The sequence below is a fragment of the Pseudoalteromonas arabiensis genome (assembly GCF_001550155.1).
Classification (GTDB): Bacteria; Pseudomonadota; Gammaproteobacteria; order Enterobacterales; family Alteromonadaceae; genus Pseudoalteromonas; species Pseudoalteromonas arabiensis.
Window position 1 is genome coordinate 604146 of record NZ_LRUF01000008.1, and the last position, 13539, is coordinate 617684.

Below are 13539 nucleotides of genomic sequence, written 5' to 3' on the forward strand. Positions count from 1 at the left end.
TGGCAGCATTTGCAGGATGCTAATGTGCTGCCTATTCTATTTTGGCTGTAAAACGAATTCATTTCTCCTCAAATTGTAATCAGGACTTTTGGACATATATTCAGTAATGCCAGATATATTTAGTTCGTTGATTGTCCACTACTATGTTTCCTAAGTTAAACATAATTGGAGAATAACTATGAAACTTTACCACGCATTTAAAGGGATCGCTGCTGTCGCTCTTTTGAGTTTATCGTCTTTATCTTACGCTGGAAATGACACCGAAACAGATGAAAATGGGGTCATTTTAGCGGGTCATGATGTCATCGCATATTTTAAGCAAAATAAACCTGTGTTAGGGAATGCTAAATATACAGCGGTATACAATGATGCGATTTACCGTTTTCAGTCTGCTAAAAATAGAGATATGTTTAATTCAAACCCAGAGAAATACGCACCTCAATACGGTGGTTTTTGTGCTTATGGCGTAACCTTCGGTAAAAAGTTTGATATTGATGGCAAAGCATTTGAAATCAAAGATGGAAAACTCTATGTAAATAAAAATATGGATGTGTATAAAGCATGGGCTGAAAACATTCCTAAACACATTAAAGAAGCAAATGACCATTGGCCAGATGTTGAAAATGTAAGTGCTGATGACCTGTAATTTATAGTTAGTGACCAACCATCGCACTTCTAACAGCACCAGGGGCTTCACCTTGGTGCTGTTTAAACGCTTTTCTAAAAGCGGCTTCTGTCTCGTAACCACTTAATTGCGCAATTTCTGCAATACTAATATCACTACAAATCAGCAAGTTACGGGCTTCTATTAAACGCCATTTAAGCAAATATTTCATCGGACTTAAGCCAACTAGCTTTGTGAACTTATCTGCAAAATTAGAACGACTCATTGAAGCTTTACTGGCAAGTGACGCTAAATTCCAAGCATATTCTGGTTGTTGATGAATTGCATTAAGTGCTTTACCTATACGATTATCAAACAACGCCACCAACATACCATTATTTAACTTGCCAGCTTCAACTTGCTCTCTGAGTATTTCTATAAACACCAAATTAGCGAGTTGATCGACTATGGTATAGCAGCCTGTGCGCCTTTGCTGTAACTCCACAATCATCATATCAATTAATTGCATTATTCTTGAATTACACGATGAACTTGTAGCGGGAATGTGTAAAAACTCAGGTAAAGCATCTAAAAGTGGATTAACTAGGGTGTGATTAAACTGAAAAAAACCACAAACCATATTCGTTGTTTCACCCGCCCCCTTCGCAGGCTGATTGACTAATTTTTTTGCTGGTTTAATCGGTGAGCTCGATATTATGTGTTGATGATCTCTTGGAAAAACAACAAGATCTCTTTCATTCAATACAATAGTTTCACTCTCAAAATGCAGCCATGCTTGCCCTTTACCAATTAAATGAAATGGAATCCGGCGAGAGCCCGATGTATCAACAGCCCACGAGCCACAAAAATCGCCATTAACGTACACTTCAGCCCTCAAGGACATTCGTTCAAGTAACACACTAAGTGGATCAGGATCATTTAAATAAATATTTGGACTTTCAGACATAATTTTAGCTACATGCAACATAGAGAAAAAATTAACACAGCTTAAACTAGCCACATCGGTTAAATCACTTAGGACTAACTCATGGCTAAGATCAAAATGTACCACAAAGACTATTGCCCATACTGTCGAGCGGCAAAGCAACTGTTTAAAAAGTTAGGCTGGCAATACACAGCAATAGAAATCTCAGATAACGACCGACTTTTTCAAGAAATGGTTTCACTGAGTGGTCGTAGAACTGTCCCACAAATATTTATTAATGATGAACATATTGGTGGCTTTGATGATTTTCAGCACTATGTTAAACAACTAAGCCATAGCTAGATTAGCTTTAGCAATAGGAAAAGATACGCCTATAACAAGTAAAAGTTAGCTATTGATATCTTTTCCTATACCAACTTCAGTTTTCAACATATATGATAATAGGCTTTGCGCATCAGGATGCTTATCTTTTTTTAACCCTGCTACAACACCTAGTTGATCAGCTATTGATTTATGCTGGCCTAACTTTTCTTTTGCCTGAATTGAGTCAAGTTTGATTTTAATACCAATAATCCCGCGTAGTAGCTTCGCTTGATAGTCACCTGGCAGCAAACTTGTGTCGTTTAAAATACTCGGCTCGTATTGGCTAATTAACTCATCTAAGCAAACCAAGGTATTGTCGTCATCAAGGTATTCAACCTTGCCTTTTGCATGAACCGCAGTGTAATTCCAAGTCGATACAGCTGGCTTTTCAGCATACCAAGTGGGTGATATATAGCTATGCGGACCATTAAAAACTACTAACACATGCGTATCTTGTAAGCTTTTACCATGCTTGTTTGCCCGTGACACATGACCATATAAAGTACCAAACTCACCTTCATCGGGTTTATACACCAATGGCAAATGTGTGGCTTCAAATTCACTATCTATCATCAGCGCAAAGCTATAGGTTTTTATAAATTGTGAAACTCGCTCTGGCGTCATTTTCCACTTGTTGGGTGTGTGCATGCTTTTCTCATATTATTAAAATTGCTCAGATTGTTTGAATCTATCATTGTAATTGATAAAGAATTTTCTACTAGCCTTTACCCGCTACTTCAATCACAAATGATGCCGTGTCCTTTAACCAGTTCGAAAAATTAACAAATCAAAACACCTTTAAGTTAGAGTAAAGCAACTAAATGATAATTGTTTGCATTAGCGTTTGATGCATGATACCTTCCTACTTATCGGTACAGGGTGTTGCGGATTTTAATTAATTAGAGACAGAAAAAGCTCTTCTGGTCTCTTGGTTACTTAATCAATGTTAAAGGATATACATATGGAAAATTTTAAACCACCGCAATATCAATGGATTAATGATTCTAACTATCAAACTAAACCCAAACAAACTGCTGCCCCACTTTTTGGTGTTTCACCAATGGAGGATTACGCACAATTAATACAATTGGGTATAAGCACCCTCAGCGAGCGTATTAAAGAAGTTAATTCTCCTACCAGTGGAGTACAACCTGCACAGTTACAAGAAGAATTTGCAGCCATTGATCTAAACACACCTTTAAGTGACATAAATCAAGTCCTCGAAGAGCTAGATCACCTTTATTTAAAACACGCGATATACTTCCATCATCAAGATTACCTTGCTCACTTAAATTGCCCAGTTATGCTTACATCGCTGCTGGCGGAGTTGTTTAGCTCTTCGATAAACACCGCTGTTGAAACATGGGATCAAAGTGCAGGCGCAACACTTATAGAACAAAAAGTGATTGATTGGACATGCCAAAGAATCGGTTACGATGAGGGCGCAGACGGCGTGTTTACTACTGGCGGAACCCAGTCAAATTTAATGGCATTATTACTTGCACGTGAGTTGGCAGGCAAATTAGAACCACACAGCCATACAAATATTACTTCTGGCTTAAGCAGTAATGCACATCGTTATCGAATTCTTTGTTCTGAATATAGCCATTTTAGTATTCAAAAGGCAGCGGCATTATTGGGTCTTGGTCATGATGCTGTTATCAGTGTTGCGTGTGATAAAAATCGCTGTATTGATACCCATAGCCTCGAAAACACATTAAATGAACTCCAAAGAGCACATTTATTACCAATTGCGGTAATCGCCACGGCTGGTACAACAGATTTTGGCGCAATCGACCCGATAGCAAGCATTGCTCATTTATGTAAAGAGCATAACTGTTATTTACATGTAGATGCTGCTTATGGCGGCGCTTTATTAGTGTCACAACATCATAATGAACGATTGTCAGGCATTGATTTAGCTGACTCTGTCAGTATTGATTTTCACAAAACATTTTTCCAGCCAGTATGCTGCTCTGCCCTATTGGTTAAAGACAAGCGGTTATTGAGCTTTCTAACTTATCACGCCGATTACCTCAATCCAAAGGCTCAAGCACAAGCCGGCGTTCCTGATTTAATAAATAAAAGCTTACAAACAACGCGCCGATTCGATGCGTTAAAGCTCTGGTTAAGCTTAAGAACAGAAGGGCCTGACGCGATTGGTGCCATGTTCGATACCTTGCTTGAAAAAACACAACAGGTATACCAACGCTTAACGCGTCATAGCCAGTTACAAGCTGCACAAGTTCCATCACTCACTACACTCGTATTTCGATTTAACGATAGCGCCTTGAGCCAAACTCAGCTTGATGAATGCAACCGCACTATTCGCAGGGCCTTAGCTCAGAGTAGCCGTGCCATGATTGCAGCAACAAAAGTGAACAATGTTCAGTATTTAAAATTCACTTTATTGAACCCTCACGCATCGATAGACAGCATAGACGAGGTATTGAATGAAATTTGCAAAATTGGCGAACAATATGTGATCGACTGCAAAAGCAAACAATTGTGCACAGCTTAAGGAAAAGACAATGAAACCAGAAATTTATGATTTAATCGGAATAGGTGTAGGCCCGTTTAATTTAAGCTTAGCAGCGCTTTCTTCGCCACTTTCAGACTTGAAGACGCTATTTGTTGACAGTCGCCCTAAATTTGATTGGCATCCAGGTATGTTATTAGACTCTGCGAGTCTGCAAACCCCTTTTATGTCAGATTTAGTGACGATGGCAGACCCAACAAGTCAGTTCAGTTACTTAAATTTTGCCAAGCAGACTGGTAAATTGTATTCGTTTTATATTCGCGAAAACTTTTTTTTACCGCGACAAGAATATAATCAGTATTGCCAGTGGGTGTGCCGCCAGTTAAATAATCTCAAGTTTAATTTTCACGTAGAAAACCTCGAATACGAGCAACAGCTCGACTGTTACCGAGTCTCTGGCAAAGATAAAGTAACTGGCAAGGTACAAGATTTATATTGTAAACATTTAGTGCTTGGTACCGGTACTCAACCTTGGCTACCTGAATTTTGCCCGACAGATAAGCACATAACTCACTCTTCACAGTACCTTAATAACAAAGCAATGTTACAAAGCAAGTCTGACATTACTATTGTTGGCAGTGGTCAGAGTGCAGCAGAGATTTTCCATGATTTACTGCTAGATATTGATAAATTTGGTTATCAATTACGCTGGTTGACGCGTTCACCGCGGTTCTTTCCTTTAGAGTACACCAAGCTTACTCTGGAAATGACATCGCCTGAGTATATTGATTATTTTCATAATTTACCAAGTGCGAAGCGACAACAACTTATCCACTCGCAAAAGTCGCTTTATAAAGGAATTAATTCAGAGCTCATTAACGATATTTACGATTTGCTCTATCAAAAGAAACTGAATTGCGATTTCTCAGCCGAGCTTTTGACGAATACCTCATTAACGAACATTAAACAAGAAGGCCAAAAACTTGCCCTCTCATGCCTACATAACGAGCTAGAGCAAGATTTTAGCTTTAACACTAATGCACTTGTAATGGCGACAGGCTATCAATATCAGTTACCCACCTTCATTGAACCATTACGGCATAAATTAAACTTCGATGAGAACGGCGAGTTACAAGTAAAACGTAACTATAACATTGATGAGCAGGGTCGCATTTTTGCACAAAACCTAGGCCTTAACAGCCATGGATTAACAGTGCCAGATCTCGGAATGGTGTGTTATCGCAATGCCATCATATTAAAGCAAGTATTAGGTAAAGCGCCTTATAGCATTGAAGAACGCATCGCCTTCCAACAGTTTGGCATTCCTAAAACAGAGAGCTTTGCGCCCTCACATAGTAAAACAGCTTCAATGTCACAGGAGGCTATGTGAGCAACTGTAACCACGCAGAGGTCAGTAAAAGCTTCGCTAGCCAGTGCCAAGCAATAATAAACACGGACGCCTTTGTTATTGATGACTTTCGTTTTTACATTTACCAAGCACAGAAGCACTTTCCCTTATTAAATAGCTGGCTGGCTCAAGATTATGCCCACTTTTGGGGAATGCAAAATATGAATGCAGAGCAACGCCAAAGTGAACTTGCTCCCGCACCTCATAAACTAGCACTTATAGCTTATCAAGATGCGATTCCTGCTTTTTTTATTGAATTGTATGACCCGCAGTTTGACGAAATCGGTAAACATTTTGAAAACCAATCTGGTGATTGTGGGATGCACCTTTTACTTGCCCCCGTAATCACCCCGCAAAGTGGTTTTAGTCGGCGTGCTATTACAGCAACAGCAAAACTCATCTTATCTCAATTAGGTTTTACTCGATTAGTTGTTGAGCCTGACATTAACAATCAAAAAATACATAAGCTAAATAAAAAAATAGGCATTCAGAGCAGTCATATCGTTCGCCTTACAAACAAAGATGCATGGCTAGGTTTTGCTGATCTAGCAAGCTTTGAAGCAGCTACAACACAAGGAGACTAATTATGGAAATCATTAAAAATTCATTCCCTCAACATTTATCTGAATCTTTATGGCAAGGTGCTAATCAACATTTAGTCGCCAAAATACTGTGTGAGTTTAGTCATGAAAAACTAATAAAACCTATTGCAGCAAAAGAAGATAGAAAACAAACATTGCAGCAATTTCAGTTATTATTAGAAAGCAACCAAGGGCTTTTAAGTTATGACTTTAGTGCTCGCCACTATCAACTAGATCACCTACATATTCAGCCAGAATCAATTGTCTGCAAACTAGATGGCATTAACCAAGATTTAGATGCAGTAACGCTCATTATTGCCCTAAAAGATCGTTTAGGTATTACTGATAGCCTCTTACCAACTTATTTAGAGGAAATCACCAGCACGTTATACAGTAAAGCATTTAAATTGCTTCACCAAAATAAACCCGTTTCAGAGCTGGTACATTGCGATTATCAACAAATTGAAGCGGCCATGACCGAAGGTCACCCAGTATTTGTCGCTAACAATGGTCGTATTGGCTTTGATATGGATGACTGCCACACTTTTACACCTGAAAGTGGTCAAGCAATGAAATTAGTCTGGTTAGCTGTTGCGCGGGTAAACACAAGCCTAGCAATGATTAAAGAGCTTAATTACGAGCATTTTATTGAAAGTGAATTAGGCAGCCAGCAAGTTGCAGCATTTAACAACATAATTGCTGAGCATGGTAAAAAAGCTGAAGACTATTACTTTATGCCTGTGCATCCTTGGCAATGGCGCGAAAAAATTAGCCGAATTTTTGCTGCTGATCTTGCTCGTAAGCAACTTGTTTATCTTGGTCACAGTGAAGATGACTATCAGGTACAACAGTCGATTCGCACATTCTTCAACTTAGATAACAACAAGCGTTGCTACGTCAAAACCGCATTGTCTATATTGAACATGGGCTTTATGCGCGGGTTATCTCCTTATTACATGAGCCGAACGCCCGAAATAAACACCTTTGTTGCTGAGCTTGTGAACAGCGACCCATACTTTGCTAAAAAACGCTTTGTCGTTTTAAGAGAAACCGTCGCAATTGGTTATCACCATAAATATTACGAGCAAGCATTAGAAAAAGACACGCCTTATAAAAAAATGCTCAGTGCACTTTGGCGAGAAAGCCCTTTCAGTTTAACGTATCAGGGAGAACCGTTAGTTAAAGAAAACCAACAACTTTTGACATTGGCCGCCTTGCTACATCAAGACAGCCAACAAAAGAGCTTGCTTGTTGAACTCATTAATACCTCTCAACTCACAGCAACTGAGTGGATAAGCAAATTGCTGGATCTTTATTTACAGCCTCTATTACATGCGTTCTTTGCGTATGATTTAGTGTTTATGCCCCATGGTGAAAACCTAATCCTTGTTTTAGAAGAACACCAACCAGTTACTATTTTAATGAAAGATATTGGCGAAGAAGTCGCAATTCTAAACGGCAATTCACCTTTACCAGGTCATGTCGCTGACTTAGCGGTGAGCCTAGAAGAGGACATGAAATTAAATTATATACTGCTAGATATTTTCGACTGTATCTTCCGCTTTATCGTACCGCAGCTTGATGCGCAAAATTGTTTAACTGAACATGATTTTTGGCAATTAGTCGCTGATAAAGTTTATCAGTATCAGCATGAAAACCCGCAATTTTCCGAAAAATACACACGTTACAACTTATTTAAGGCTCGCTTTACGCGCACCTGCTTAAACCGCATTCAATTGAATAATAATCAGCAGATGATTGACCTTGAAGATAGAGAGAAAAATCTCCGTTTTGCTGGGGATATCAAAAATCCACTGCATGATTTTGCCACTCGTCATGACTTTCAACATGACACAACAATGGCCTAAGCATAGGCCTCACTATTTATAGACGTAATAGGACTACGGATAAAAATGAAAAAGACGAACTACTTTACACTCACGCCTGTCGCACTTTCTTGTTTAGCGATATTTAGCCACTCTTTACAGGCTGAGCAAAAAAAGCATCACGATATGGAAGTACTCACAGTCGTTGGTGAACAAAACCATGCTCAAGGCTATAAAGTTGAGCAAATGAGTACCGCAACGGGTTTAGATTTATCATTTCTAGAAACACCGCAATCAACCACAGTCGTGACTGAGCAAGCGATAAAAGATCAACAACTAAACTCAGTTATTGAAGTGATGAACAGCGTAACAGGGATTAATACCCGCCCTTCTGACAACGACCGCTACTCAATCAGTGCCCGCGGTATTGGCGTAAGCAGTATTTTGTATGACGGCGTGGCAACAACCTACGATACACGTTTTAACTATGGTGACAACTTAATGGATAGCGCAATTTATCAGCGCATAGAAGTTGTTCGTGGTGCAACAGGTTTGATGCTCGGGGCGGGTAGCCCGTCTGCTGCGATTAATTTAGTTCGTAAGCGTCCGACAGAAGAATTTCAAGCAAGCGTAAGCCTAAGTACAGGTTCTTGGCAACAGTTACGCGGTATTGTTGATTTATCGGGCGGCTTAAATCAAGACGCAAGTGTTCGAGGTCGAGTGGTCGTAGCGTATCAAGATCGTGAAAGCTATCAGCATCGTTACGAGCAGCAACGACAAACACTATACGGTATTATCGAAGCAGATATAGGTCGTAATACATTGCTGACGTTAGGTGCTGACTATCAAGACACCAAACCTGAAGGCTCTATGTCTGGCGGATTACCGTTATTCGACAACCAAGGCAATAGAACTAACTACAGCCACCATACGTCAACAGCCCCACGCTGGGCGTCATCCAAAACCAAAGCATTGAATAGCTTTGCCACGATTGAACATAACTTTAGTGATGACTGGCAACTCAAAGCAAGCTACATTTATGGCGATAACGATTTAGAATATGATGTGTTATGGGCTACAGGTCACCCAGACCCAATAACCAACGAAGGGATGATACCTGGCTCATTAGCATTTATTGATGGTAATCGAACCCAACATACATTCGACTTAAAATTAACGGGCCGCTTTACCCTCTTTGACCGCTCACAACAAATTCTAATTGGTGCAAATCAACAGAAGCAAGAGTTTGCCAATCCATATTATGGCTCTTTAGATGAGGCTCCACCTTTAGGTGACTTTAGAGATAAAGATTTTACATATCCGGCCCCTACATGGAGCGATGAAGTTCTGTATGGCTCATGGGGGGAAACAAAGCAACAAGCAATATACCTCGCCTCTGATATTGCGTTAACCGACGCACTTTCAATGGTAATAGGTGGGCGTATTGATAATTGGGAAACTGACCAAGACAATTTTGGCACCATTCATGATTACGAAGTTGATAATGAATTTACCAGCTATGTCGGCGCCACCTATGCGATTGGGCAAAATGTATCACTGTATGCCAACTACACAGATATTTTTACACCACAAAGTAGAGTGCAAGCTGATGGCAGTTACCTCGATCCTGTTAAAGGAAAAAACTATGAAGCAGGTATAAAAGCCAGCTTATTTGAAGAAGCGTTAGACACCTCTCTTTCGGTGTTTGAGATCCGCCAAGATAACGTTGGCGAAGCAACGGGAGAAACCTTACCAGGAACAACGGTTCCTATATACCGCGGTATTGATGGCACTAAAACACAGGGATTCGAATTTGAAGCCAATGGTTCAATCAATGAACAATGGAATGTCTATTTTGGTTATAGTCAATTTGAAACAGAAGACCCTGATGGTGAAAAAGTAACGACCACTAGCCCAAAACATCAAGTAAAGCTCTTCACTACTTATGAATTAGATAACTGGGTAAATGGCTTACAACTGGGTGCTGGCGTTAATTGGCAAAGTGAGATCCGCAGAGATGTTACTAAGCCAGATAGAAGCTCAGTGGAGGTTAGCCAGCAAAGTTATGGGCTTGTTCGATTAATGGCAAGATACAATGTAAACGATCAACTAACATTGCGCGCTAATTTAGACAACGCATTCGATAAACGTTATTACAGCCAATTAGGCTTTTATAACCAGTTTCAATATGGCGCACCACGAAACTTTAGCATCACTGCTCAATATAGTTTCTAAGTAACTCGACATTATTGCGAATTGCTATTATGCCGCCTCGGTATGAGGCGGCATAAAATACACTTAAAGCCGCAATTTTATGAAGAAGTTTCCACCCCAGCACAATGAAAGTACAAACATACATGGCGTTACACGATACCACTGAGCTAAACTCTTTACTGGAGCAACAGGCTCCATTTTATAGCCAGCATTTTAAACTTATTGAGCCACATCAACCTCTCCCCAAAAACTGCCAACCATTATCACAACGATTAAAAAAACCACATTATACAGAATCGCTCATGACTTTTTCTAAGAGCTATCAGCAACAGCAACAAGAATCAATCGACCTTAGCGCATTACATTCTATGTGGAGCCAATGGTTTTTCGGCTTTTTACTTCCGCCACTATTAGAGTACGCATTAAAAAGCCAAACAAGTGTATTGCATGCTGCCATGAACCTTAAAAACTGGCACTGGACTTATCATCAAACGGGGCGAGTGGAATGTTTCTATTTAGTGCTTAGAGAAGATCAAGTTCAAAGACCGACTGAGTTACCCATCACATTACTAGAGCGGTTACTTGTTAAGCTGATAAACCCTATCATAAAACAACTAAGTACCCTGTCGCCGGTGTCAGAAAAGTTATTTTATAGTCATGTTGCGTACTGTTTTTATTGGTATTTATCAGAAATGTCGTTGGCTCAGGAATGTAAACTTAATTTACTAAACCAGTTATTTAGTAAAGACACATTATTACTCGCTAAAGGCGCTACTTTGCCACACCCTTTATGGCGTAAAATTAGACTTAAAAATAGTGAGTACCCGCGTATTATGTGTTGTTTACGGCATAAATTACCTAACACACCAATGTGTACTATTTGCCCATTGCACAAGAATAAACACAAGATCTGTAAAACTGCGATATGAAGGCTCTGTAAAAGAGCCTTTATAGAATAGAATGTTTGAGCAAGGCTTTATTGCTCAAACATAGCCTTATTTAGCCATCAACAATTATGCGAAGCATACGACGAAGAGGTTCAGCAGCACCCCATAAAAGTTGATCACCCACTGTAAATGCACTGATGTATTCTGGGCCCATGGCCAATTTACGAATACGCCCTACCGGAATAGACAAGGTGCCCGTTACTTTTACAGGGGTTAAGTCTGTAGCCGTCATGTCGCGGTCGTTTGGAATAACTTTGACCCATTCATTGTGAGAAGCCAGAATCTCTTCCACTTTTTCTACGCTGATATCTTTGCGTAGCTTAATCGTCATTGCTTGTGAGTGACAACGCATTGCACCAATGCGAACACATAAGCCATCAACAGGGATAGGTTGCTGGCTACTACCTAAAATCTTGTTTGCTTCAACTTGTGCTTTCCACTCTTCTTTACTCTGACCGCTTGGCATTGGTACATCAATCCAAGGGATAAGACTACCTGCTAAAGGCACACCAAACTGGTCTTGCGGTAAATCACTTGAGGCGATTTTTTCAGTGACTAGTTTATCAATTTCAAGAATTGCCGCGTTAGGATCAGCCAGCTTGTCTGCCACTGTTTCGTGAATTGCACCCATTTGTGCGATTAACTCTTTCATGTTGCGGGCACCAGCACCAGAAGCAGCTTGATACGTCATTGGGCTAACCCATTCAATCAAGTCTTGCTCAAATAAACCACCCAGCGCTAACAACATTAACGATACAGTACAGTTGCCGCCAACATAGGTTTTAACCCCCTGCTCTAAGCCTTGATCTATAACGTCTTTATTCACTGGATCAAGAACAATAATGCTATCGTCACTCATACGCAGTGCAGATGCAGCGTCAATCCAGTAACCTTGCCAACCTGATTCGCGTAATTGCGGGTAAACGGCTTTGGTATAGTCACCGCCTTGGCAAGTCACAATAATATCCATCTTCGCAAGCTCAGCAATATCATTCGCATCTAAAAGCGGCTTAGCAGGGCCCGCAATATCGGGGCCTAATTGACCGGTTTGTGAGGTGGTGAAAAAAGTCGTGTCGATCTTAGAAAAATCATTTTCTTGCTGCATACGCTCTAATAACACAGAGCCAACCATGCCCCGCCAACCGACTAATCCTACTTTTTTCATTGTTTGTTCCACTGTTTGATTCATTCAAATTACCTAAACTGTTAAAAATTAAAGTCCATTGCGTGAGAATTTAATTTTTACAGAAGTAATCTAGCATTGCGGCCCCAGCAAAACTAGTGCTAGTCATAGAATATAAAATTTTTTCATCTTGGCTTAGTAATCTCACCTCAAATACTCAATTTGTTGCTCATACTTTTTCTAGTTCTAGCGAACTCTAGTCACTTATGACGTAAAAACTGAGCTAATTTCTTAATTCAATTAATACAAATGCCATAAACAAGATTCATAATCATTTCGCACTTTGTAGTAGGAAGTACTGTGTATTTTTTATTTTAAAAAGGAATCAAACAAATGAAAAACCTATACTTTTCTGGTCTAATTGCGGCTTTGCTATCTTGTGGAGTCTCTGCAAACGTTAACGAAATTGATGTGGAGACGAATACATCTTTCACACGCTCTACAACCAGTGTCGAGCAAGTGGCGGGTTCTGCAATAAGCCTATCTACTGCAACTTACCTAAACCCAGTAGTTAGAGTAAATAACAGTTATAGAAACTTTTTCGTAGGCTCATTATCTGGCAACCAGTTTTGCAAAGAGCAAGGCCATAAAGAGGAAGTAACAGGAAGTAGCGTAAAATGTGGCGAAGATGAATCTTCTTATGCAGAATACGACTGGTATGATAGCGCATGGGTTTCAAAAAGCACGGGGAGCAAAAACCAGTGTTACCCACTCTATGCAAGCATAAAATGCGGTAATTAGAATTTAGAAAAGAACCCAGTGCTTTCTGGGTTCTTATCCTGTAATTGTATTAGCAATCTAGCCACTAATTTTTACCTGCCTTTTAAATCCTAAGCTTATTAAAAACGTCTCAATAATAGAATCACTGTCCTGAAAATGATTTTACAAAAGTGATGTCGCTAACTTTGCTAGTTAGCTTAAATAGTTGCTACATAAATCCCTCGACAAAAATAAAAAAGCCCTGCTATTGCAGGGCTAAATCAATGTT

The 13539-nt window shown here is 39.8% G+C and carries 12 protein-coding genes; 9 read left to right on the forward strand and 3 right to left on the reverse strand.

All coding sequences use genetic code 11. The features are described 5' to 3' along the window. Positions 1-178: 178 nt before the first annotated feature. Positions 179-646 carry a YHS domain-containing (seleno)protein gene (locus PAARA_RS05330; protein WP_062568016.1) on the forward strand — a complete coding sequence of 156 codons (468 nt, stop codon included), beginning with the start codon at positions 179-181 and terminating at the stop codon, positions 644-646. 7 nt (positions 647-653) lie between these two features. Here the strand turns inward: PAARA_RS05330 and PAARA_RS05335 are convergent, their stop codons facing one another. Further along, positions 654-1571, reverse strand: coding sequence for an AraC family transcriptional regulator (locus PAARA_RS05335; protein WP_167346333.1), 918 nt, complete (start codon positions 1569-1571; stop codon positions 654-656). A gap of 81 nt (positions 1572-1652) precedes the next feature. Here PAARA_RS05335 and grxC point away from each other — a divergent pair, with 81 nt between their 5' ends. Then, positions 1653-1892 (forward strand): glutaredoxin 3, encoded by a 240-nt coding sequence (gene grxC / locus PAARA_RS05340; RefSeq protein WP_062568018.1) that lies wholly within the window; start codon positions 1653-1655, stop codon positions 1890-1892. A 45-nt stretch (positions 1893-1937) separates the two neighbouring features. Here grxC and PAARA_RS05345 read toward each other — a convergent pair whose 3' ends face one another. Further along, on the reverse strand, positions 1938-2561 hold the full coding sequence (locus PAARA_RS05345; RefSeq protein ID WP_062568019.1) for an FMN-binding negative transcriptional regulator: 624 nt from the start codon (positions 2559-2561) through the stop codon (positions 1938-1940). 313 nt (positions 2562-2874) lie between these two features. Between PAARA_RS05345 and PAARA_RS05350 the strand changes: the two genes are divergently transcribed. The 6 genes from PAARA_RS05350 to fhuF all read left to right on the forward strand — a co-directional run bounded on the left by PAARA_RS05350 (position 2875) and on the right by fhuF (position 11350). After that, positions 2875-4434, forward strand: a complete 1560-nt coding sequence (locus PAARA_RS05350; RefSeq protein WP_062568020.1) for a pyridoxal phosphate-dependent decarboxylase family protein — start codon at positions 2875-2877, stop codon at positions 4432-4434. A gap of 10 nt (positions 4435-4444) precedes the next feature. Then, positions 4445-5782: a lysine N(6)-hydroxylase/L-ornithine N(5)-oxygenase family protein gene (locus PAARA_RS05355; RefSeq protein WP_062568021.1), complete on the forward strand. Its 1338-nt coding sequence runs from the start codon at positions 4445-4447 to the stop codon at positions 5780-5782. Next, positions 5779-6384 (forward strand): GNAT family N-acetyltransferase, encoded by a 606-nt coding sequence (locus PAARA_RS05360; protein WP_062568022.1) that lies wholly within the window; start codon positions 5779-5781, stop codon positions 6382-6384. The genes PAARA_RS05355 and PAARA_RS05360 overlap by 4 nt, the downstream gene beginning before the upstream one ends. A gap of 2 nt (positions 6385-6386) precedes the next feature. Next, positions 6387-8249, forward strand: coding sequence for an IucA/IucC family protein (locus PAARA_RS05365; protein WP_062568023.1), 1863 nt, complete (start codon positions 6387-6389; stop codon positions 8247-8249). A 45-nt stretch (positions 8250-8294) separates the two neighbouring features. Continuing rightward, on the forward strand, positions 8295-10442 hold the full coding sequence (locus PAARA_RS05370) for a TonB-dependent siderophore receptor (protein ID WP_083515259.1): 2148 nt from the start codon (positions 8295-8297) through the stop codon (positions 10440-10442). A gap of 122 nt (positions 10443-10564) precedes the next feature. Continuing rightward, a complete protein-coding gene (gene fhuF / locus PAARA_RS05375; protein ID WP_062568025.1) occupies positions 10565-11350 on the forward strand; it encodes a siderophore-iron reductase FhuF in 786 nt (261 codons plus the stop codon). Positions 11351-11420: 70 nt separating this feature from the next. Here fhuF and asd read toward each other — a convergent pair whose 3' ends face one another. Further along, positions 11421-12557 (reverse strand): aspartate-semialdehyde dehydrogenase, encoded by a 1137-nt coding sequence (asd, locus tag PAARA_RS05380; RefSeq protein WP_062568026.1) that lies wholly within the window; start codon positions 12555-12557, stop codon positions 11421-11423. Positions 12558-12884: 327 nt separating this feature from the next. On the opposite strand from asd, the gene PAARA_RS05385 reads away from it, so the two are divergent. Next, on the forward strand, positions 12885-13292 hold the full coding sequence (locus PAARA_RS05385; protein ID WP_062568027.1) for a hypothetical protein: 408 nt from the start codon (positions 12885-12887) through the stop codon (positions 13290-13292). The last annotated feature ends 247 nt before the right edge of the window (positions 13293-13539 follow it).

Excerpts from the sequence above, each read along its gene's own strand:
- PAARA_RS05355 (WP_062568021.1), top strand. The coding sequence starts at position 4,445 with ATGAAACCAGAAATTTATGATTTAATCGGAATAGGTGTAGGCCCGTTT.
- PAARA_RS05350 (WP_062568020.1), top strand. The coding sequence starts at position 2,875 with ATGGAAAATTTTAAACCACCGCAATATCAATGGATTAATGATTCTAAC.
- PAARA_RS05335 (WP_167346333.1), bottom strand. The coding sequence starts at position 1,571 with ATGTCTGAAAGTCCAAATATTTATTTAAATGATCCTGATCCACTTAGT.
- PAARA_RS05330 (WP_062568016.1), top strand. The coding sequence starts at position 179 with ATGAAACTTTACCACGCATTTAAAGGGATCGCTGCTGTCGCTCTTTTG.
- PAARA_RS05365 (WP_062568023.1), top strand. The coding sequence starts at position 6,387 with ATGGAAATCATTAAAAATTCATTCCCTCAACATTTATCTGAATCTTTA.
- asd (WP_062568026.1), bottom strand. The coding sequence starts at position 12,557 with ATGAATCAAACAGTGGAACAAACAATGAAAAAAGTAGGATTAGTCGGT.
- grxC (WP_062568018.1), top strand. The coding sequence starts at position 1,653 with ATGGCTAAGATCAAAATGTACCACAAAGACTATTGCCCATACTGTCGA.
- PAARA_RS05345 (WP_062568019.1), bottom strand. The coding sequence starts at position 2,561 with ATGCACACACCCAACAAGTGGAAAATGACGCCAGAGCGAGTTTCACAA.
- PAARA_RS05370 (WP_083515259.1), top strand. The coding sequence starts at position 8,295 with ATGAAAAAGACGAACTACTTTACACTCACGCCTGTCGCACTTTCTTGT.
- PAARA_RS05385 (WP_062568027.1), top strand. The coding sequence starts at position 12,885 with ATGAAAAACCTATACTTTTCTGGTCTAATTGCGGCTTTGCTATCTTGT.
- fhuF (WP_062568025.1), top strand. The coding sequence starts at position 10,565 with ATGGCGTTACACGATACCACTGAGCTAAACTCTTTACTGGAGCAACAG.